Below are 20,573 nucleotides of genomic sequence, written 5' to 3'. Positions count from 1 at the left end.
CATCCGGAAGGCGGATCCACCCATGGCCAACGACTACGCGCTGACGTTCAGCATGGTCGACGTCGACGGTGACGGCCTGATCTCGGCCGTCGAGCTGGCGCGTCTCATGGAGGTGCTCGGCCAGCCCCTCACCCCCGAGGCCGCCGCCGCGGCGATCTCCAGGATGGACGAGGACGGCGACGGGCTCATCTCCCTGGACGAGTTCGCCGCCTATCTCGGATAGGTCTCAATCCCTCCCGCCGGATGCGTCAGGTGTTGCGCCTGCGACGCTAACAAGCGTTTGCTTACTGCCAAGTGTTATCACGTCAGAACATGAGGCGCACTCCGACGGGAGGGTCTGTGGCGACGAAGGAACACACGAGGATCGCGGTCCGGGGACCGGGCGGCCGCGGCGGGCCGGACGACGCGGTGTCCGACCAGAGGCTCTGGGGCTCCACCCCGTCCGCGGTGGCGAGGCTGCTCCGGCCGGGCCTGTCCCGGATCGCCGAGCAGGTGATCGGCGAGATCGTCCTCCGCATCCCCGAATACTCCCGGCCGGCCGACGAGACGTACGTCAAGATCGTACGGCTGGCCGTGGACGAGGCGCTGCGCCAGTTCGTGGACCGGATCGAGAACCCCAGCAGGCCGCTGGAGGCCGACGTGTTCCGCACGATCGGGCGCGGCGAGGCCAACGAGGGCCGCAACCTCGACCCGCTGCAGACCGCGATGCGCCTGGGCGCCCGGGTGGCCTGGCGGCGCCTGACCGAGCAGGCCGAGGACCTCGGGCTCACCCCCCAGCAGCTGTACGACCTCGGCGAGGCCATCTTCGTCTACCTCGACCAGCTCGCCGACGCCGCCGCCGAGGGCTTCGACGAGGCCCGGGCGCGCGCCGCCGGGGAGATGGAGCGCCGCCGCCACCGCCTGCTGAACCTGCTGCTCAGCCGTTCCCCGGCCTCCCCCGACGCCATCGCGGACCTGGCCAAGACCGCCGGCTGGCGGCTGCCCAGGACGGTCGCCGGGGTCGCGCTGGACGAGCGGTGCGGCGGCTACCGCCCGCCCTCGCTCCCGCCGGACGTGCTGACCGGCCTCGACCGGCCCGATCCCTGCCTGATCGTGCCCGACCCCGGCGGACCCGGCCGGGTGCAGACCCTGGAGGCCGGACTGCGCGGCTGGAAGGCGGCGATCGGCCCCGCCGTGCCGCTGTCCGCCGCCGCCACCTCGCTCCGCTGGGCCCGCGAGACGCTGGAGCTGGGCAGGCGCGGCGTGCTCTCCGGCAAGCGGGGCCTGGTCCGCTGCTCCGACCACATGGCCACCCTGGTCGTGTTCCGGGACGAGGAACTGGTCAACGCCCTCGCCGAGGTACGGCTCGCGCCCCTGGCCCACCTGCGCCCCAGCCAGCAGGACCGGCTGGCCGAGACACTGCTGGCGTGGCTGCGGCACGGCCGGGGCGCCGGCGAGGTCGCCGCGCGGCTCCACGTGCACCCGCAGACCGTGCGCTACCGGCTGCGGCAGCTGGAGGAGCTCTACGGCGACCAGCTCTCCGACCCCGACGTCCGCTTCGAGCTGGAGATCGTGCTGCGCGCCCGGCAGGCGGTCAGCTCCGGAACGTCCTGATCCGGTCCTCGCCGATGCGCTCGCGCAGCGCGTGGTCCTCGATCCCGAGGTCCTCGGCGGGGGCCAGTCCCAGCACGCCGACCTTGCCGACGTGCCGGTTGAGCTGCACGGCGCGGGCCGCCTCGCCGGTCCGCGCCAGCGGGTAGACCGCTGACAGGGTCGGCTGCAGCATGCCCAGCGCGAGCAGCCGGTTGACCTCGTGGCACTCCTGGTAGTTCGCGCCGTGCGAGCCGATGATGCTCTTCAGCTTCATCCACAGGTGCCGGTTGTCGTAGGAGTGCGCGTACCCGCTGGAGGAGCCGCAGGTGACGACGGAGCCGCCGCGCCGGGCCACGTAGACGGACGCGCCGAAGGTGTCCCGGCCGGTGTGCTCGAAGACGATGTGCGGGTCCTCGCCCACCTGGCGGCGGATCTCCGCGCCGAAGGCCCGCCAGGCCTTCTCGTCGTCGAGGTGCTCGAACTGCGAGCGGTCCACGATGTGCTCGCAGCCCAGCCTGCGCAGCAGGTCGGCCTTCTCCTCCGAGCCGACCACGCCGACCGGGATGCCGCCGCCGTTGCGCACCAGCTGCACGCCGTACGCGCCGAGCCCGCCGGCGGCGCCCCAGACGAGCACCACGTCGCCCTGCTTCATGCGGGCGCCGCGCGGGCTGACCAGCATCCGGTAGGCGGTGGAGGCGCACAGCATGTTGCAGGCGGCCTCCTCCCAGCTCAGGTGCCGGGGTTTGGGCAGCAGCTGGGTGGCCTTGACCACGGCGAACTCGGCCAGCCCGCCGTAGTTGGTCTCGAACCCCCAGGCCCGCAGGTCCTCGCCGAGCATCGAGTCGGCGTGGGTGATCGGGTCCTGCGCGTCGACGTAGGCGGGCGAGACGACGACCCGGTCGCCGATCCGCCAGTGCCGTACGGCCGCGCCCATCCGGACGACCACCCCGGAGGCGTCCGAGCCGAGCACGTGGAAGTCCCGGTCGTGCCGGGGGTCGGTGCGGCCGAACCGCTCCAGGAAGGCGAAGGTGGGGATCGGTTCGAACATGGCCGTCCACACGGTGTTGAAGTTGATCGCGCTCGCCATGACGGCCACCAGCACCTCGTCGGGGGCGAGCTCGGGCATCGGCACCTCGCCGACGTGGACCGACTTCGTGATGTCCTTGTCCACGCCGCCGGTGCCGTGCGGGACCCGGCCGAACACGCCGACCTGGTCCTTGCGGGTGTGGGCCGCCCGGAAGGACGAGGGGACCTCCAGGCGGGCGAGCTCTTCGGGGTCGGCGCCGTCTACGACGGCCTGGGCGAGGGTCATGGCTGGCCTCCAGCGTGTTCGGCGAGGTGAGCGGCGATGACTTCGACGTGGGGCGGGTCGAGCAGGTCGAGGTGGTGCGAGCCCGGGACGGTGACGACCTCCAGGGCCGGGCTGTACGGGCCGAAGCCCCGTGAGGGGTCGCCGGCGTGGACGTACCGGACGTCGTGGACCGCCCAGGGGGTCGGCTCGGTGGAGCGGTAGAGGATCACGCGGCCGGTGAACACCCCCGGCCGGTAGGCCTCCAGCGCCCGGGTGTCGGCGTGCGAGGTGACCTGGTGGCGCAGGATCGCCTCGCCCAGCAGGCCGGCCACCCCCGAGGCGGCGACGCGCGCCTCGGTGAGCGCGAGCTGCCCGTCCTCGTCCAGGACCGCCAGCTCCTCGTAGCCGAGCTCGACGGCCGCGCCGTACGTCTCGTGCAGGTAGACGGCGAAGTCGGCGTACCGGCGGGCGGTGATCCGGGTGCGCTCCCCCGGGTCGGTCTCGTCCGGCAGGCCGGAGTCGATCATCGCCACCAGCTCCACGTCCCGCGCGCCGAGCCGCCGCGCGATCTCGAAGGCCAGGACCCCGCCGAACGACCAGCCGCCCAGCCGGTACGGCCCCTCCGGCCGCACCCTCCTGATCTCCTCCACGTAGCGCTCCGCTCGCTCCGCCACCCCCCGCCCGTCCAGCCGCTCCAGCCCGAACACCGCCGGGCCGGGGCCCAGCAGCTCCACCAGCCGCGCGTAGACCTCCGTGGTCCCGCCCGCCGCGTGCGCCAGGAACAGCGGCGTCCCCGTCCCGGTCTCCCCCGCCAGGTGGGCGCGGGCCGCCGGGTTGAGCGGCCGGACGACGCCCCGCGCGGCCTCCTCCGCACCCCCGGCGCGCCAGGCGGGATCGGCCCGCCGCAGGAGACCGTCCCGCCGCGGCCCGACCGGCGGCTCCCCCGCTGATGACTCCCCGGCCTGCGGCCCGCTCGGCACCGGCTTCCTCGACGGCGGTTCCCCGGTCGGCGGCTCCGGGTCGCGCACGCCGAGCTCCGCGGCCACGGCCGCGGCGACGTCGCCGAGCGTCGCCCCGTTCAGCAGCAGGGCCGCCGGGAGCGTCACCCCGAAGTCCAGCTCGACCGCGCCGCGCACCCGGGTCGCCGCCAGCGAGTCGAGCCCCGCCTCGGTCAGCACCGTGCCCTCCCGGAGCCGGTCCCGCTCGAAGCCCAGCACGGCGGCCGTCCGCTCGGCGAGCCCGGCCGTGATCACCGCCACGGCCGCGTCCGGTTCCAGGCCCTCCAGCGCCTCCGCGCCCGGCCGTCCGGAGCCGGTCCCGGCACCCTCCCCGGAGCCGCCCGCCGTACCCGCCAGCTCCGCGAAGTACGGCATGCGCGCGATCCCGGGGAAGGCCGCCACCGCCGCCGCCGCGTCCAGGCGGACCACCCCGGCCGCGGGCACGCCCCTGGCCAGCAGGGCCTCCAGCGCCTCGACGCCCTCATCGGGGGTGATCGGCGAGACCGCGGGCAGCACCGCCCGCCCCGCCCCGCCGACCTCGGCCCAGGTGCCCCAGCCGACCGTCGTCCCGGGCAGCCCCTCCGCCCGGCGCCGCTCGCAGAGCGCGTCCAGCCAGGCGTTCGCCGCGGCGTAGGCCGCCTGCCCCGGCGAGCCGAGCAGCGCGGCGGCCGACGAGAACGCCACCCACCAGTCCAGGCCGGGCCCCCGGGTCGCCTCGTGCAGCGCCAGGCCGCCGTGGACCTTCGCCGACCAGACCCGGTGCAGGTCCGCGGCCCCGACGTCGGCGACCAGCCGGTCGTCCAGCACGCCCGCGGCGTGCACCACCCCGCGCAGCCGCAGGCCGCCCGCGACGGCCGCGCCGACCATCCGCCCGGCCGTCCCCGGCGCGGCCAGGTCCCCGATCACCACCCGGACGTCCGTCCCGAGGTCCCGCAGCTCCTCGATGGCGGCGATCCCGGAGGACCCGGGCCCCGAACGGCCGCCGAGCACGATCCGCCCGGCCCCCCGCTCGGCCAGCCACCGGGCCACCACCAGCCCCAGCCCGCCGTACCCGCCGGTGACCAGGTAGCTCTCGCCCCGCCGCACCACCGGCCGCGCCGTACCGGGCGGCGGCGGGGCGGGAAGGGGCAGGGCGGCCAGGCGGGCCGCCAGGCGGACGCCGCCGCGCCAGGCGACCTCGTCGTCGGCGGATACGGAGTCGCCCGGTGCAGCGAGGCCGGTGGTGCGGCGGGTCAGCTCCGTCAGGAGCGCGGCCGGGTCGTCGGCGTCGATCAGGCAGGCGCGCAGGCCGGGGTGCTCGAAGGCCAGCACCCGGACCAGCCCGCGCAGGGCCGCCGCCCCGGGGTCGGCGCCCTCCCCCGGCAGTACGGCCTGCGCCCGCTCGGTGGCCAGCCGCAGCCTCGCCCCGCTCCCGTTCCCGGTGAGGTCGCGGACGAGGCGGGTGACCGCGAGCATCACCTCCTCGGCCCCGGCCGGGTCCAGCCCGGCGGGGACCAGCACCACGGCCTCCGCGGTGACCGGTACCGGACCGTCCTCGTCCGCGTGGGGTGCGCGGCGCTGGGCCGGGACGAGAACGGGGCCCGGAGACGAGGTCCGGAGCAGGGGCGCACGGCGGACGGTGTGACCCTCGGCCGTCAGACCGGCCGCGAGCCGCTCCGCCCGCGGGTCCCCCTCCACCGCCACCAGCAGCCAGGAGCGGGCAGGTCCCGTTCCGTCCGCGGTTCCGGCGTCCGGCGACTCCGCCCACCTGCGGCCGACCAGCTTGGCCGCGAGCGGGACCGGCACGGCGGTGGCGGGGATCCGTCGGACCCGCACATCCTCCGGTGTGCCGTCCGGACCGAGGTATCCGATCTCAACGGGCACCGGTGCGGCCCCGCCCGGTTCCCCCGCCGACCGGCCGTGCAGCCGGGCGGCGAGCTCCGCCGGGCTCGGGACCGCTCCGGCCGGGGGCGCGTCGGTGACGATGGTCGCGGTGCCGTACCGGATCCAGGTTCCCGCGGCGTTCCTCGCGTCGATCTCCACCTCGCCGCACGGGGTGACGGTGGTGACGACCTCGGCGGGCAGCGGGAGCAGCCCGTCCAGGACGACGTCGGTCAGCTCGGCCCGGCCGCAGGCCTGCGCGGCCGCGGCCTGCGCGAGGGCGGCCACCGCGGCCAGCGGCAGCACCGGCAGGCCGTGGACCCGCCAGTGCGCGGGGTCCAGCCGCCAGGGGGCGTCGGCCAGGTCGTCGACGGTCGTGGTCCACACGTGTCCGGCGGGACCCTCGACGTGCGTGCCGAGCAGCGGGTGCGTCCCCGGCGGGAGCGCGGCGCGCCGGGCGGCGGAGACCCAGTGCCGCTCGTGCCGCCACGCGGGCAGGGGCAGGTCGGTGACCGCGCCGTACGGGGCCAGCTCCGCCGAGGGCAGCGCCACGGCCACGGCCGCCAGCTGGGCGGCGAACTCCTCGTCGTGCCCCCGGCGGAGCGAGTGCGTGACCACGGTGCCCGCCGGGAGGGTGTCGCGCAGCGCCGCGGCCAGGACCGGGTGCGGGCCGATCTCGGTGAAGACGGTGTGCCCGTCCTCGGCGGCGGCCCGGAGCGCGGCCATCAGCCGGACCGGGCGGCGGACCCCGGCGGCCCAGTAGGCGGGCTCGAAGACCGGGACCTCACGGGGGTCGTCGAACACGGTCGAGTAGAAGGGGATGCCGGGCTTTCCCCCCTCGATCCCGGCGAGTTCCTCGCGCAGCCTCGGCAGGAGCGGCTTGACCTGGGGCGAGTGCCCGGCGCCCTCCGCGGTCAGCAGCCGGGACAGCAGGCCCCGCGCCTCCACCTCTGCGGCGAAGGCCGCCACCCGGCCCGGATCCCCGGTGACGACGCACTGCCTCGGCGAGGAGTGGACGGCGACGTGCAGGTCGGCCGGGACCTCCTCGGCCGCCACCTCCAGCACGGCCATCGCGCCGCCGCCGCCGAGGGTGCCCAGCAGCCGGGCCCGGCGGCAGACCACCCGGACCGCGTCCTGCGGGCCGATCCCGCCCGCGACCAGGGCGGCGGCGATCTCGCCCATCGAGTGCCCGACCACGGCCGCGGGCCGTACGCCGTGGGAGTTCCACAGCCGGGCCAGCGCCACCTGCACCGCGAAGATCAGCGGCTGGGCGGTGGCCACTCCCCCGGGGTCGCGGCCCGCGGCGACGACCTCCCTCAGCGGGAGGTCCGCCTCCTGGCGGAACAGGGGGTCCAGCTCGTCGATCACGCCGGCGAAGACGGGCTCCAGGGCGTACAGGCGCGCTCCCATCCCGGCCCACTGCGAGCCGTACCCGCCGAACACCCAGACGGGCCCCCGTCCACCGGCCGCGGTGCCCACCGCCGTGCCCTGTGCGGGCCGTCCCTCGTGTACGGCCCGCAGCCCGGCGGCCAGCTCCCGCGCGTCCCGGGCGACCACGGCGGCCCCGGCCCGGCCCCGTCCGGCGCGCCGGGCGAGCGTGCGGGCGACGTCGTCCAGTCCGGCCGGGACGCCGCCGATCCACTCGGCGAGCCGTCCGGCGTGCTCCCGTACCCGGTCGGCCGAGGCGTCCGTCAGCAGGAACACCCGCGCGCCCCGCACCTCGGCCGCGCCCTCGACCTCGGGCCCGGGTCCGGCTCCGGGCCCCGTTCCGGCCCCGGGCCCGCGTCCGGCTTCGGGATCGGCTTCGGATGTGGCTTCGGATTCGGTTCCGGCCCCGGGCCCGCGTCCGGCTTCGGGATCGGTTTCGGGCGTGGCTTCGAATTCGGTTCCGGTTTCGGCTCCGGACGGGACGGCGGGCTCCCGGAGGGCCGCGTCGAGGACGACGTGGGCGTTGGTGCCGCCGAAGCCGAAGGAGGAGACGCCCGCCCGGGGGCGTGCGCCGAGTCCGCCCGGCCAGGGGGTGGGGGCGGTGACGACCTCCAGCCGGTCCCAGGGGATGTGCGGGTTGGGGCGGTGGAAGTGCGCGCTGGGCGGGACGACCCCGTGGTGCAGGGCGAGGACGGTCTTGATCAGGCCGGTGATCCCGGCGGCGGCCTCCAGATGGCCGAGGTTGCTCTTGGCCGAGCCGAGCAGGACCCGGTGCCCCGGCGGCAGGGCCGCGTCGATCGCCCGCGCCTCGATCGGGTCGCCGAGGAAGGTGCCGGTGCCGTGCGCCTCGATGTAGTCCGGCGGCTCCAGCCCCGCATAGGCCGCGCGCAGCAGTTCCTCCTGGGCCTCGGGGTTGGGTGCGACCAGTCCGTTGGAGCGGCCGTCCTGGTTCACCGCCGTGGCGCGGACCACGGCCAGCACCCGGTCGCCGTCGCGCAGCGCGTCGGACAGGCGCTTGAGCACCGCCACGCCGCAGCCCTCGGCCCGGACCATCCCGTCGGCCGCCGCGTCGAACGCCTTGCACCGGCCGTCGGGCGCGGTCCCGCCGCCCCGGTCGAACGCCATCGTGACCACCGGCGAGAGCAGCAGGTTCACCCCGGCCGCCAGCGCCAGGTCGCTCTCCCCCTCCCGCAGGCTGCGCACGGCCAGGTCGACGGCCACCAGCGACGAGGAGCAGGCCGTGTCCACCGCGAGGCTGGGCCCGCGCAGGTCGAGCACGTAGGAGAGCCGGTTCGCGGCGATGCTGGACGCCGCCCCGGTCGCCGTCCAGGCGTCCACCCGGGAGACGTCCGCGGTGGTCAGGTAGGCGTACTCGTGGCCGGAGACTCCGGCGAACACCCCGGTACGGCTGCCGCGCAGCGAGCGCGGCGCGATCCCGGCGTGCTCCAGCGCCTCCCAGGCCGTCTCCAGCAGCAGCCGCTGCTGCGGGTCCATGGTCTCGGCCTCGCCGGGGACGATCCCGAAGAAGTCGGCGTCGAACCCGGCCACGTCGTCGAGGAAGCCGCCGTGCCTGGTGGTCCGGGCCAGCGCCTCGGCGGTGCGGGGGGAGCCGTCGTCGAACTCCTCCCACCGGCCCCCGGGGACCTCGCCGACCGCGTCGCCGCCCGCCAGGAGCAGCCGCCAGAAGTCCCCGGGCCCGTGGACGGAGCCGGGCAGGCGGCAGCCGAGGCCGACCACCGCGACCGGTTCGCCCGGGGCCGCCCGCCGTACGGCCTGCGGAGCCGGGTCCGCGGTCCGCGCGGCGAGGCCCCGGGCGAGCCGGTCGATCGTGGGGTACTCCCAGACCAGCGTGGGTCCCAGCGCCCTGCCGAGCAGCGTCTCCAGCTCCCCCGCCACGGCGACCGCGTCACGCGAGGACAGCCCGAACTCCTCCAGGGGACGGTCGGCGTCGACGTCGGCGAGAGGCAGGCGGCAGCGGGCGGCGATCCGCTCCGAGAGGAAGCGGCGGATGTCGTCTTCACCGAGCAGGTCCACGGGGCGACTCCTGAGAACAGCCGAGGTGATCGGCCAACTTACCCAGGGGGGTCGGCGGGAGGGATCCCTGGCGGACCACAATCCACCAGGGCGTTTTGTCATGGGCGTGACAACGGGCCGGTACGGCGCCCGGGGCGCGGGCGGGTTTGTCGCCGGAGCTCAAGCGGGTCCGGCGATTCGTTGCGGACGCCCATATCGGCGCCCCGCCGTCCGGCCTAAGGTCGCCTCCCACGGCCCTCACCGCTCCGGGCCGGTGGAGGAATGACGATGCGCCCTGCCCGACGCGGATTCCCGGTCCCCTCGACCCCGCCGTCGCCCCCGCCTCCGGTCCCACCGGCGCCCTCCCCGCCGCTCTCACCGTCGACCTCCCCCCCGCTCTCACTGCCGCTCTCACTGCCGGTCGCGCTGGTGGTCTCGCTGTCGGCCTCGCTGCTCTTCGGACCGCCGGCGACCGCGCACGCGACCACGCACGCAGCGGCGGCCCCGGCGGCGGTCCCGGCGGTGAAGCCGAGTCCCTCCGCGAAGCCGGGCCCGGACCCGAGCGCGTCCCCGCGCCCGTCCACGGGACCGGCCTCCGCCGCGAAGGCGGGCCGGAGCCCGTCGGGTCCCTGGCCGGCGGCGCTGCGCGGCAGGGCGCGGGTGGTGAAGGAGCGCTGGTTCGGCCTGCGCATGGTCGACCTCACGGTCTCGTCCCCGGCGGTGAACGCCCGGCTCCCGGTCCGGGTGCTGGTCCCCGGCGGCTGGTCGAAGCGGGCGGACCGCACCTGGCCGGTGCTCTACCTGCTGCACGGCGGCGCGGACGACTACACCTCCTGGACCCGGATGACCGACATCGAGGAGCTCACCGAGGACCTCGACGCGATCGTCGTGATGCCCGAGGCCGGACGGGCCGGGAACTACAGCGACTGGCACAACGGCGGCAGGGGCGGCCCGCCCGGCTGGGAGACCTTCCACACCCAGGAGCTGCGCCGCCTGCTGGAGTCCGGATACCGGGCCGGGACCCGCCGGGCCGTGGCGGGCCTGTCCATGGGCGCCTACGGCGCGATGAAGTACGCCGCGCGCCATCCCGGCATGTTCCGCTTCGTCGGCGCCTACAGCGGGGTCATGTCCACCCGGCTGCCCGGCATCCCGGATCTGATCATGAACGCCCAGGCCGCCGAGGGCCAGGATCCGAAGGCTTTGTGGGGCGACCCGGTCAGGAACCGGAACGTCTGGAAGGCCAACGACCCGGCGCACCTCGCCCGGAACCTGCGGGGGACGGGCATCTACATCTCCAGCGGCACGACCAGCCTCCCCGGCGAACTGGACGCGCCCGGCACCCCCTGGTCGCCCGCCCACCTGAGCGAGCCGGTCTCCGCCTACACCACCAAGGACCTGGTCGCCAGGCTCCGCCTGCACGGGATCAAACCGGTGGTCCACCTCTACAAGGACGGCACGCACAGCTGGCCGTACTGGAAGCGCGAGTTCACCCGTTCCTACCCGATGATCGTGACCGCCCTCGGCCTGTCCCGCGACGAGCGGCCGTCCCCGCCCGACGGGTCCTCCGGCGAGGACCCGTTCGCCAGGACGGACGCTCAGGGGACGCCCGCCGGCTCGAAGGAACCGGTCGAGCAGGACCGCTGACCGGGTGAGCGGCTCCGTCCGCCGGACGCAGAAACCCGCGACCGGAGATCGCTAGGCGTCGCGGCGCAGCGTGAACCAGAAGGTCGGCACCGAGTTGGTGCCCGGTGTGACGTCGAGCAGTTCCCAGCCGGCGAACCTGGCGCGGAGCTCGTCGGCCGTGACGCCCGCCGCCCACGACGCGACCTCGGGGGTCGGATTGCCCAGCGGCTCGGGGCCGTACCCGAACATCAGCAACCGCGCTCCGGGAGCGGCGCGGTGGGTGAGCCCGGCGGCGTAGGCGTCGCGGCGGTGCAGCGGGACCCCGCAGTAGCAGCTCAGGTCGAAGAACAGGTCGAAGGGGCCCGGCACGTCGAGCTCGTCGAGGCGGGTGGCGTCTCCGTGCAGCAGCCGTACCGCCGCTCCCGCCGCCGCGGCCTTCTCCCTGGCCTGGTCGACGGCACGGTCGATCAGGTCGACGGCCGCCACCTCCCAGCCGTGCCGTGCGAGGTAGATGGCGTTGGTCCCCGTGCCGCAGCCGAGTTCGAGGGCGCGGCCGGGCGGCAGCGCGCCGTGCCCCTCCACCAGGGCGACCAGCTCGGGAGGCGTCACGCCGGTGTCCCACGGTGGTCTGCCGGTGCGGTAGTAGCCCTCCAGCGCGCGGTGGACGGCCTCCTCCTCCGGGTCTCGCCGCGTTGCGGCCAGGTCCGGTTCCGGCTTCCGGGCGGCGTCGGGCTGGTTCATCGTCTCCTCCAATAATTTAGAGTTGAACTCTAGTGATGTACTCTATAGATATACTCGCAATATGGACGGAGTCAAGCGGCCGGACAAGCGAGCCGAGCGCTCACGCCGCACCCGCGAAAAAGTCGTCGAGGCGGCCCGCGAACTGTTCGTCGCGCAGGGTTACGGGGCGACGAGCCTGCAGGAGGTGGCGGACCGGGCGGGCGTAGCCGTCCAGACGGTCTACTTCGTCTTCCACAACAAGCGCACCCTGTTCAAGGACGTCGTCGACACGTCCATCGCCGGGGACACCGAGCCGGTCGCCACCATGGATCGTGAGTGGTTCCGCGCCGCGTGCGCCGAGCCCACCGCGGCGGGGCAACTGCGCGCGCACGTCCACGGCACCCGCGAGGTCCTGGGCCGGGTCGCCCCGATCATGCCGATGATCGCGGCTGCCGCGGCCACCGACCCCGAGATCGCCGTGCAATGGCCGGCCGGCCCCGACCCGCGTTACACCGTGCAGCACGCAGCGGCCGAAGCCCTGACCGGCAAGCCCGACGCCCGTCCCGGCCTCTCCGTCGAGACGGCGGCGGACCTGCTGTTCGGCCTGCTCAGCCCGGAGCTCTACCTGGTCTTCGTCCGCGACCGCGACTGGTCACCGGACACCTGGGAGGAGTGGGCCCGCGTCACCTTGACCTCCCAGCTCTGCGCCGATCCCGGCTGAGCGGGCGGACGTCGCGACCGTCCTCCACGACACCGGCCCCGTCCCGAGCCCGGCCGTCAGGGGCCGGCGGCTCGCGGACGATACGGCTCGGGGGGAGGGCGGTCTCCCGCTACCGGCGGACACCGCTTTCGAGCACCGCCGCGATCTCCGCCGCGGCGAAGGGCGCCCGGGCCGGTGAGAGCCGGCCGTACCCGATGACCAGGGCGGGCCGGAGGCGGCCGCGGGTGTAGCGCGACAGGGGCATCACGGCCACGCCCCGGCGCTCCAGGCGGCCGGCGACGTCGCGGTCGTCATGCCCGGACGGCAGCGGGAGCACCAGGTGCAGTCCCGCGGCGATCCCGCCGGCGGGACCGGCGTCGCGGATGACGGAGTGGCCGCGCAGGGCCGCGAGCACCGCCTCCCGGCGCTCGCGGTACAGCGCGCGGGCGCGGCGCAGGTGCCTGTCGTAGTCGCCGGCGTCGATGAGCCGGGCGAGCGCCAGCTGGTCGAACACGCCGGGACCCGCCCCGGACCGTTCGAGGGCCTCGGTCACCGGGTCCCTCAGGCGTGCGGGAGGGATCATCCAGCCCATCCGCAGGCCCGGGTGCAGGGTCTTGCTCACGGAGCCGAGGTAGGCGACGTTGTCCCGGTCGAGGGCCGCCAGCGCCCCGATCGGCTTGCGGTCGTAGCGGAACTCGGCGTCGTAGTCGTCCTCCAGCACGACGGCCGAGCGCTCCTTCGCCCACGCCAGCAGCGCCCGCCGCCGCCCCGCCGACAGGGCGGCGCCGGTGGGGAACTGGTGGGCGGGCGAGCAGAGCACCGCGTCCGCGTCCGTCCGCCGCAACCGCCCGACGTCGACGCCCTCGCCGTCGACGGCCACCGGCTCGACCGCCAGCCCCGCGTGGGCGGCCGCGTCGCCGAGCCGGCTCCAGCCGGGGTCCTCCACCGCCAGCCGCGACGCGGACCGCCGGGCCAGGACACCGGCCAGCAGCCCCACCGCGTGCGTGGTGCCGCAGGTGATGACCACCTCCTCGGGCGAGACCGCCACCCCCCGGGTCCGCCCCAGGTAGCCGGACACGACCTCACGCAGCCGCCGCACGCCCCCCGCCGGCGGGAAGACGTCCGAGCCTCCGCCGGTCATGAGGGCGTGGTGGACGGCCCGGCCCCAGGCCGCGGCGGGGAAGCCCGCCACGTCGGGCGCGCCGGGCCGCAGGTCCGCCACGATCGGGAAGGGCGTCCGCGCGGCGGGTACGGCCGGCGGGGCGGCCGGTCGCGTCGACGCCTCCGGCGCCACCCGCGTGCCCGACCCCTGCCGCGCCGTGAGGTGCCCTTCGGCGACCAGCTGGGCGTAGGCCTCGTTGACGACCCAGCGCGAGCAGTTCAGCTCCTCGGCGAGCGCCCGGCTCGGGGGCAGTGCGTCGCCGGGGCCCAGGCGGCCCGCCAGGACTGCGGCTCTGATCGCGGCCGTCAGGCGCTCGTGCAGCGCCCGCCCGTCGTCGGGCACGTCGAGGAGGAGACCGGTGATGCGATTGGTCCGGTTCGGCGGCATGCAAGTGGACTGTATCACCGGACCAGTCAGCCCCTAGCCTCTGGATCGGCCCTCTTCCGCAGGGCCCGTACCACCGAGGAGAACGCCGTGACATCGACGAACACCCCTTTGACGGTCATCGCGCGGATGCGCGCGAAGGACGGCCGCGAAGCCGCCCTGCACGACGCCTTGGCGGCGCTCGTCGCACCGACCCGGCAGGCACCGGGCTGCCTGGCCTACGACCTCCACACCGAGGTGGGCGAGCCCGCCCGGTTCTGGTTCCACGAGGTATGGAGCCGACCCGAGGACCATGCCGCGAACCTGAAGTCCCCGCACATCACCGGCTTCCTCGGACAGGCGGCGAACCTGCTCGACGGCGAGCTGGAGGTCCACTTCCTCGACTAGGGCCCGTACGGACTCCGGAGCCTCGGCCGGGCCTGCGGCTCCGGATCCACGGCCGGGCCTGCGGCTCCGGATCCACGGCCCGGCTCCGCCGCGGGACGGGGACGGGTCCCCTCGGACCTCAGTCGACGTCGACCCAGTCCAGGGTCCGGGTGACGGCCTTGCGCCAGCCGGCGTAGCCGCGGGCGCGCTGCCCGTCGGACCAGCCCGGTTCCCAGCGGCGGTCCTCCTGCCAGTTGCTCCTCAGCTCCTCGGTCGACGACCAGAAGCCGACGGCCAGCCCGGCGGCGTAGGCCGCGCCGAGCGCCGTGGTCTCGGCCACGACGGGCTTGGAGACCGGCACGCCGAGGATGTCGGCCTGCAGCTGCATGCACAGGTCGTTGGCGGTGACCCCGCCGTCCACCCGGAGCACGTCGAGCACGACGCCGGAGTCCTGCTGCATCGCCTCGACCACGTCCCGGGTCTGGTAGCAGATCGACTCCAGCGTGGCCCGGGCCAGGTGCGCGTTGGTGTTGTAGCGGGACAGGCCGACGATGGCGCCGCGCGCGTCGGATCGCCAGTACGGCGCGAACAGGCCGGAGAAGGCGGGCACGAAGTAGACGCCGCCGTTGTCGTCCACCTGCCGGGCGAGCGACTCGCTCTGCGCCGCGCCGGAGATGATGCCGAGCTGGTCGCGGAGCCACTGCACCGCCGAGCCGGTGACCGCGATCGAGCCCTCCAGCGCGTAGACCGGCTTGTCGTCGCCGAACCGGTAGCAGACGGTGGTGAGCAGGCCGTGCTCGGAGCGGACGAGCTCCTGACCGGTGTTGAGCAGCAGGAAGTTGCCGGTGCCGTAGGTGTTCTTGGCCTCGCCGGGGGCGAAGCAGACCTGCCCGACGGTCGCGGCCTGCTGGTCGCCGAGGTCGCCGGAGAGGGGCACCTCGCCGCCGAGCGGCCCGGCCGCCCGGGTCACGCCGTACAGGCCCGGGTGGGAGGACGGCTTGATCTCCGGCAGCATCGCGCGGGGGACGCCGAAGAACGAGAGCAGCTCGTCGTCCCAGTCCAGGGTCTCCAGGTCCATGAGCATGGTGCGGCCGGCGTTGGTCGGGTCGGTGACGTGCACGCCGCCGTCGGGGCCGCCGGTGAGGTTCCACAGCAGCCAGGTGTCGGTGGTGCCGAAGAGCGCGTCGCCCGCCTCGGCCGCCGCGCGCACGCCGTCGACGTTCTCCAGGATCCACTGGAGCTTGCCGCCGGAGAAGTAGGTCGCCGGGGGCAGCCCGGCGCGGTGCCGGATGACGTCGCCCCGGCCGTCGCGGTCCAGTGCGGAGGCGATCCGGTCGGTCCGGGTGTCCTGCCAGACGATGGCGTTGTAGTACGGCCTGCCGGTCCTGCGGTTCCACACCAGCGTGGTCTCCCGCTGGTTGGTGACGCCCAGCGCGGCCAGGTCGGAGGCGGCCAGGTTCGCCCGGTTCAGCGCGGTCTCGATCACCGACCTGGTGCGCTCCCAGATCTCGGTGGGGTTGTGCTCCACCCAGCCGGCCCGCGGCAGGATCTGCTCGTGCTCCAGCTGGTGCCGGGCGACCTCGTTGCCACCGTGGTCGAAGATCATGAAGCGGGTGCTCGTCGTCCCCTGGTCGACGGCTCCGACGAAATCGGGCATGGGAATCGCGCTCCTTGGTGGGTCGGAATCGGGACGGCTGTCGGACGGCTTCGGACGGGCTCTCCGCCGCCACGCAGGCGGCCTCCGGATCATCTTCCGGTGGCGAGAACCGGCCGACAAGGACCCAGTGGCCACATCAGGCGACGTTCGCCCTGTTCACGACCTCGTGGAGTCGTTCGTCGGCGGCGTGCTCGCTCCGCCTCGGCCATGCCGAACAGTCGGGACCCGACGCGCTGACCGGAAACGACTTCCGGCCGGCGCGCCGGGCACTGCGATCTCGTGTCAGCCCAGATGCCGGGTGAAGAACTTCAGCGAGCTGTCCACTTCGAACGGCGGCGCATCCCCGTGCTCGCCCGGGTTGGCGTGCAGCGTCTTGTGAGCCGAGGCCAGGGCGTCGAACAAGGCCAGGCTCTCCTCCCGCGGCACCAGCTGGTCGTCCCACTGGACCAGGAACTGCACCGGCACGGTGATCCGCGCAGCGTCCTCGGCCAGCCCGTGCACGCCGAGCAGGCCCAGCACCGCGGCGCGGATCCGGGGCTCCGCGGCGATGAGCGGGATGCCGAGCCCGCAGCCCATCGACATGCCGCAGTAGCCCACCGGGCCGACGCCGACCCGGTCGAGGCACTGGACCGCGGTCAGGACCGCCTGCCAGTCGGCGACGGCCTGACCGGCCAGACGGCTGTGCATGCCGGCGACCAGCGCGCCCGGATTCTCGCCGGCGGCCATGCCGGCCCGCATCTCGGCCATGATGCGGACGAACTCCTCGTCCCTGGGGCGGTCGCCGTGGTTGGGTGCGTCGATCGCGACGACCGCGAAGCCGCTGGCGGCGTAGCAGCGCGCGCGGGACACGGTTCCGGGGGCCGTCTTGTGCTGCCCGCCGCCGTGGCCCAGCAGGATCAGGGGAAGGGTGCCGCAGGCGTCTTCCGGCGTCCACAGCACGCCGGGGATCTCGCCGAGGGTGAAGAACTGCTCGATGACGCCGTCCGACGACGTCTGGGAGGTGAAGCGCATCAGCGTTTCAAGCCTTTCGGGATGCCTTGTGCGGGCGCTCCCTAGACCATGCAGAGGAGGGAGCCCCGACCTGTCGCAGCGTTGATCGGTCTCACCTCCTCGCGTTCGCGGTGATGCACGGCGACGCCGAAGGTAACACAGAGATCATCGCTTGCGCCTCATCGAGACGAACGCTGCCTGGTGCGGTGGCCGCAGGGTGATCACCCAGGAAGGCGACGGCGAACCTGGCCACGGGCGGCACATCGGCCGGATCGAACGAAAGGGGCCTGTGGTGACCGTGATGACCAGCCGGCCGCTCGTTCCCGAGCCCGGAAGGATCGTCAAGGGAATCCGGCCGCCCCGAACCGGATCAAGCCCAGGGGACACAAAACGGTTCACCCCGACTGCGAGGAGCCGCTAGCCTCACGGGCAACACCTGATCATGAGCGGTGAGGGAGGTTGATGAATATGGCTGCCAACAGCCGTCATCAGCATGTCCTCATCCGGCCCGTGCACGCCTAGAGCGCGGACCGGACCGTGACCACCGACCAGGAGACTCAGGTGTCTTCCTTCTTCTCAACGACCGATGCCGATCTGACCACCGACCGCCTCATCCTGCGGTCGTGGACCCCGGACGAGGTCGCCGCCGCCCTGAACGGCGCCCGGCCGGCGCACTGGGTCCACGACTTCCCCGCCGAGGGCGATCAGGTCATCGCCAGTCTGCTCGCCGAGCATCCCGCATGGCTGGGCGAGTACGGCCACCGTCAGATCATCGAGCGCGACAGCGGTCTGGTGGTCGGGTCGATCGGCCTGTTCTGGCCGCCCGACGACGGTGCCCTGGAAATCGGGTACGGCATCGTGCCCTCCCGGCGAGGACTCGGCTACGCGTCCGAAGCCGCGCGCGCACTGACCGGGTTCGCCCTCACCGCACCAGGCGTCCACATGGTCTACGCCGACGTGGAGCTGTCGAATCCTCCCTCGATCCGGGTCCTGGAGAAGGCTGGCTTCCAGCGATCGCACACCGACACCGAACAGGGCACCGCCCGGTTCACGTCGAACGCGGCACCGACGGCTCGCCGGTAGTCGCCCCATGGGTCGGCGGCGGGATACCGCTGCCGGCCCTGAAGCCGGCCCGCCCAGTGACGTGGTCCACGCGCCGTCAGGGACGCACGGAACGAGATGTCCCGCGTCAGCGCGCGTATAGGGCCGCGTCCAGGGTGGCGAACAGGTGCCGGTCGTCGGTGGGCGTCCCGGTGGCGTACACGGTCGCCGCCCGGCTCGCCCACCGGCGGGCGGGTCAGCGCCAGCGCGAGATGGGCCGCCGGGTGGAAGCCGAGCACCGCGTCGAAGTCGTGGACAGCGGGCAGCGGGCAGCGGGCAGCGGGAGTGCGAACCGCGAGCCTGAGATCCGTGCAGGTCAACGCCGTTCCGTGTCGCCTGCGGCAAGAATGACGATGTCGAGGGCGCGGAGGCGGCCGGGGTCGGTGTCGATATCGATGCGGGTGATCTTCCCGTCATCGACGGTGAACGCGAAGACGGCCTTCGGCCGGCCGAGGTGCGACCAGACGGCCCCCGGTACACCGTCGACCAGCGCAGGCCGGGCGGCCTGAGCCCGTCCGGCGAAGAAGGACGCCGCCGCGTGGCCGCCGCGGATCTCGCCGACCACGACGTCCGGATCGAGCAGCTCGAGCAGGGCGGCGAAATCCCCGTCCCGGGAGGCGGCCAGGAAGGCTTCGACGATCTCCCGCTTCGCTGATCGCGCGGCATCGGATGCCGCGGCCGCTCCTCGTACCCGGCGCCGGGCCCGGCTGGCGAGCTGCCGGGCGGCCGTCGGGGAGCGGTCGATGATGGTGCCGATCTCGCCGAATGACACGGCGAAGACATCGTGCAGGACGAATGCGAGCCGCTCGGCGGGAGTCAGCGTGTCCAGCACCACCATCAGCGCGACCCCCACCGAATCGGCCAGCAGCGCCTCGCCCTCGGGGCCAGCCTGGCCGGTGGGCTGGATGCTCGCGTCCGGCTCGGGCGGCAACGCCCCGGCCGAGTCTTCACGCCGGGTCCGGCGTGCCTCGAGCATGTTGAGGCAGACACGGGCGACGACCGTGGTCAGCCACCCCGCCGGATTCTCCACCTGGCCGGTGTCTGCGCGGCTGACCCGCAGCCACGCCTCCTGCACCGCGTCTTCGGCCTCACCGGTCGAGCCGAGCATCCGGTAGGCCACCGCCTGCAAGCGGCTCTGGTGCTCGGCGAACCGCTCGCTCACCCAGTCGTGTTCGACCATCGGTCACATTCCTCCGTCTCGCCGGTCATACCAGTTGACCGTCGAACCCACCTCGATGTGACGTCCCGGGCCCGGCCCGGACGTCCGGTTCGCCGGCTCAGGCGGCACCTGTACGTCAAGCACAAAGGAGACAAGGCATGAAAGCGCACGTGAGCTCGATCCTCCTCGGCGTCCGCGACATGGAGGTGTCGAAGCGGTTCTACACGGAAGGGCTCGGCTGGAAGGTCAAGGACGACTACGGCATCTCGGTGTTCTTCGAATCGGACGGAGCCTCCCCCGTCGGTTTCTACGGTCGTGAGGGCCTGGCCGACCAGGTGGGCACGAGCCCGCAGGGCAGCGGCTTCAGTGGGCTGGTCCTCACCTACGTCGTGCGCAGCGAGGCGCGGGTCGACGAGATCATCGCAGAAGCCGAGAAGGCCGGTGCCACGATCCTCAAGCCCGCCGGATCCCTGCCGTGGGGCGGATACGGCGGTTCTTTCGCGGACCCGGACGGCTACATCTGGAGCCTCGGTTACAGCGCCCAGGGGCAGGACCAGTCCTACGCGGAGTAGCCGCCGGCGGGTGCGGGCGGCGCCAAAGACCTGGTCCGCGCCAGATGCTCCATGAGGATCTGAGCCGCCAAACCGAAGGGGACCTCCGTCATTTCGTCTCGTTCAGCCGGGGCGGGGGATCCCCGCCGCCGGCCCCTGCGAATCCCAGTCGACATCGGCAGTCACCAACCGTCCTTGAAAGGACAGACATATGACCACCCGAACCTGGCCGCGGCGCTTGATGACCGGCCTGTACTGGTTCGTCGCCCTCCAGTTCGCACTGGGCGCCATCACCAAATACTGGCCTGGCGAAACGTTCGCTGGTCCGCCCTACTCGACACAATTCATCGAGTGGGGTTACCCGTCCTGGATGCGCTTCGTCATCGGCACCCTGGAAGGTCTCGCCGCCATCCTGCTCATGATCCCCAGCAGACGAACACGCTTCCTGGGTGCTACCACGCTGGTGTTCGTGCTCACCGGAGCGGTCACGACACACATCATCAACCATGACGTGCTGGCTGAAAGCTGGGCCGCACCGACATACCTCATCATCTCTGGCGTTCTTGCGCTGGTCGACTGGCCGGCCGACTGGCGAGACCTCCTACGGACCGCCACCCCGTCCGCAGCCCGCGCAGCACATTCAACGGAGTGACGACATGAGGACCTTGCCGGCCCGGGGATTCGTCTCCCGCCGCTGGAGCGCACCTGACGGATACATCGCGCTGGCGATGCCGGCCCGGATGGGACCGCAGCAGCGGGCGCCGGCTGGACCCGGTGCCGCACCAGGTCTGCCCTGTCGGCGACGGCACGTGGGCGCCGCTCTTCGTCCTCATGGATCTCCCGGACCCGGCCCCGCCCTGCCACCCACCCGAACGGACCGGGACGCACGGTCCGAACCGGCATCCGGGCGGCGCGTCATCGCGACAGGGCGGGAGTCAGGCATTCGATGTCCGCCGCCGCGCGGTCGGCGAACGGCCGGCTCAGCTCGCGCAGCCGGG

15 protein-coding genes are annotated in these 20,573 nt (G+C 74.0%); 8 read left to right on the top strand and 7 right to left on the bottom strand.

The window, feature by feature from the left end; genetic code table 11:
- The first annotated feature begins 22 nt into the window (after positions 1-22).
- Positions 23-223 carry an EF-hand domain-containing protein gene (locus IEZ06_RS18475; RefSeq protein WP_189237951.1) on the top strand — a complete coding sequence of 67 codons (201 nt, stop codon included), beginning with the start codon at positions 23-25 and terminating at the stop codon, positions 221-223.
- A 116-nt stretch (positions 224-339) separates the two neighbouring features.
- Positions 340-1,593, top strand: a complete 1,254-nt coding sequence (locus IEZ06_RS18470; RefSeq protein WP_229798328.1) for a PucR family transcriptional regulator — start codon at positions 340-342, stop codon at positions 1,591-1,593.
- Here IEZ06_RS18470 and ccrA read toward each other — a convergent pair.
- Both ccrA and IEZ06_RS18460 read right to left on the bottom strand, forming a co-directional pair.
- A complete protein-coding gene (gene ccrA, locus IEZ06_RS18465) occupies positions 1,574-2,884 on the bottom strand; it encodes a crotonyl-CoA carboxylase/reductase (RefSeq protein ID WP_189237949.1) in 1,311 nt (436 codons plus the stop codon). The two genes, IEZ06_RS18470 and ccrA, sit on opposite strands and share 20 nt — an antisense overlap.
- On the bottom strand, positions 2,881-9,183 hold the full coding sequence (locus tag IEZ06_RS18460; RefSeq protein WP_189237948.1) for a type I polyketide synthase: 6,303 nt from the start codon (positions 9,181-9,183) through the stop codon (positions 2,881-2,883). Before IEZ06_RS18460 ends, ccrA begins: the two co-directional genes overlap by 4 nt.
- 267 nt (positions 9,184-9,450) lie before the next feature.
- On the opposite strand from IEZ06_RS18460, the gene IEZ06_RS18455 reads away from it, so the two are divergent.
- Positions 9,451-10,806 carry an alpha/beta hydrolase gene (locus IEZ06_RS18455; protein ID WP_229798325.1) on the top strand — a complete coding sequence of 452 codons (1,356 nt, stop codon included), beginning with the start codon at positions 9,451-9,453 and terminating at the stop codon, positions 10,804-10,806.
- A 51-nt stretch (positions 10,807-10,857) separates the two neighbouring features.
- Here the strand turns inward: IEZ06_RS18455 and IEZ06_RS18450 are convergent, their stop codons facing one another.
- The gene (locus tag IEZ06_RS18450; RefSeq protein WP_189237947.1) at positions 10,858-11,526 is read right to left on the bottom strand and encodes a class I SAM-dependent methyltransferase; all 669 of its coding nucleotides are present in this window, start codon (positions 11,524-11,526) and stop codon (positions 10,858-10,860) included.
- Positions 11,527-11,587: 61 nt separating this feature from the next.
- Here IEZ06_RS18450 and IEZ06_RS18445 point away from each other — a divergent pair, with 61 nt between their 5' ends.
- Entirely contained in the window at positions 11,588-12,226 is a 639-nt protein-coding gene (locus IEZ06_RS18445) for a TetR/AcrR family transcriptional regulator (RefSeq protein ID WP_189237946.1), read from the top strand.
- A gap of 109 nt (positions 12,227-12,335) precedes the next feature.
- On the opposite strand, the gene pdxR is transcribed toward IEZ06_RS18445, so the two are convergent.
- Positions 12,336-13,754 carry a MocR-like pyridoxine biosynthesis transcription factor PdxR gene (gene pdxR / locus IEZ06_RS18440; RefSeq protein WP_189237945.1) on the bottom strand — a complete coding sequence of 473 codons (1,419 nt, stop codon included), beginning with the start codon at positions 13,752-13,754 and terminating at the stop codon, positions 12,336-12,338.
- Positions 13,755-13,841: 87 nt separating this feature from the next.
- On the opposite strand from pdxR, the gene IEZ06_RS18435 reads away from it, so the two are divergent.
- Positions 13,842-14,138: a putative quinol monooxygenase gene (locus tag IEZ06_RS18435; protein WP_189237944.1), complete on the top strand. Its 297-nt coding sequence runs from the start codon at positions 13,842-13,844 to the stop codon at positions 14,136-14,138.
- A 118-nt stretch (positions 14,139-14,256) separates the two neighbouring features.
- Here the strand turns inward: IEZ06_RS18435 and glpK are convergent, their stop codons facing one another.
- Both glpK and IEZ06_RS18425 read right to left on the bottom strand, forming a co-directional pair.
- Positions 14,257-15,774 (bottom strand): glycerol kinase GlpK, encoded by a 1,518-nt coding sequence (glpK, locus tag IEZ06_RS18430; RefSeq protein ID WP_189237943.1) that lies wholly within the window; start codon positions 15,772-15,774, stop codon positions 14,257-14,259.
- Positions 15,775-16,056: 282 nt separating this feature from the next.
- Positions 16,057-16,785: a dienelactone hydrolase family protein gene (locus IEZ06_RS18425; protein ID WP_189237942.1), complete on the bottom strand. Its 729-nt coding sequence runs from the start codon at positions 16,783-16,785 to the stop codon at positions 16,057-16,059.
- A gap of 516 nt (positions 16,786-17,301) precedes the next feature.
- Between IEZ06_RS18425 and IEZ06_RS18420 the strand changes: the two genes are divergently transcribed.
- Positions 17,302-17,847: a GNAT family N-acetyltransferase gene (locus tag IEZ06_RS18420; RefSeq protein ID WP_229798323.1), complete on the top strand. Its 546-nt coding sequence runs from the start codon at positions 17,302-17,304 to the stop codon at positions 17,845-17,847.
- Between the two features lie 334 nt (positions 17,848-18,181).
- On the opposite strand, the gene IEZ06_RS18415 is transcribed toward IEZ06_RS18420, so the two are convergent.
- On the bottom strand, positions 18,182-19,045 hold the full coding sequence (locus IEZ06_RS18415; protein ID WP_189237941.1) for a sigma-70 family RNA polymerase sigma factor: 864 nt from the start codon (positions 19,043-19,045) through the stop codon (positions 18,182-18,184).
- Between the two features lie 137 nt (positions 19,046-19,182).
- On the opposite strand from IEZ06_RS18415, the gene IEZ06_RS18410 reads away from it, so the two are divergent.
- Positions 19,183-19,596 (top strand): VOC family protein, encoded by a 414-nt coding sequence (locus tag IEZ06_RS18410; protein ID WP_189237940.1) that lies wholly within the window; start codon positions 19,183-19,185, stop codon positions 19,594-19,596.
- A gap of 190 nt (positions 19,597-19,786) precedes the next feature.
- Positions 19,787-20,227, top strand: coding sequence for a DoxX family protein (locus IEZ06_RS18405; RefSeq protein ID WP_203872013.1), 441 nt, complete (start codon positions 19,787-19,789; stop codon positions 20,225-20,227).
- Positions 20,228-20,573: the final 346 nt, after the last annotated feature.

This window comes from Planomonospora antibiotica (genome assembly GCF_014647955.1).
Lineage (GTDB): Bacteria > Actinomycetota > Actinomycetes > Streptosporangiales > Streptosporangiaceae > Planomonospora > Planomonospora parontospora.
Note: the sequence above shows the minus strand (reverse complement) of the source record. Positions and strands in the feature narration are given on the sequence as shown.

What these genes read in the sequence shown, in the direction of transcription:
- IEZ06_RS18475 (WP_189237951.1), top strand. Translation starts at nt 23, where the DNA reads ATGGCCAACGACTACGCGCTGACGTTCAGCATGGTCGACGTCGACGGT.
- ccrA (WP_189237949.1), bottom strand. Translation starts at nt 2,884, where the DNA reads ATGACCCTCGCCCAGGCCGTCGTAGACGGCGCCGACCCCGAAGAGCTC.
- IEZ06_RS18455 (WP_229798325.1), top strand. Translation starts at nt 9,451, where the DNA reads ATGCGCCCTGCCCGACGCGGATTCCCGGTCCCCTCGACCCCGCCGTCG.
- IEZ06_RS18450 (WP_189237947.1), bottom strand. Translation starts at nt 11,526, where the DNA reads ATGAACCAGCCCGACGCCGCCCGGAAGCCGGAACCGGACCTGGCCGCA.
- IEZ06_RS18445 (WP_189237946.1), top strand. Translation starts at nt 11,588, where the DNA reads ATGGACGGAGTCAAGCGGCCGGACAAGCGAGCCGAGCGCTCACGCCGC.
- pdxR (WP_189237945.1), bottom strand. Translation starts at nt 13,754, where the DNA reads ATGCCGCCGAACCGGACCAATCGCATCACCGGTCTCCTCCTCGACGTG.
- glpK (WP_189237943.1), bottom strand. Translation starts at nt 15,774, where the DNA reads ATGCCCGATTTCGTCGGAGCCGTCGACCAGGGGACGACGAGCACCCGC.
- IEZ06_RS18425 (WP_189237942.1), bottom strand. Translation starts at nt 16,785, where the DNA reads ATGCGCTTCACCTCCCAGACGTCGTCGGACGGCGTCATCGAGCAGTTC.
- IEZ06_RS18415 (WP_189237941.1), bottom strand. Translation starts at nt 19,045, where the DNA reads ATGGTCGAACACGACTGGGTGAGCGAGCGGTTCGCCGAGCACCAGAGC.
- IEZ06_RS18410 (WP_189237940.1), top strand. Translation starts at nt 19,183, where the DNA reads ATGAAAGCGCACGTGAGCTCGATCCTCCTCGGCGTCCGCGACATGGAG.
- IEZ06_RS18405 (WP_203872013.1), top strand. Translation starts at nt 19,787, where the DNA reads ATGACCACCCGAACCTGGCCGCGGCGCTTGATGACCGGCCTGTACTGG.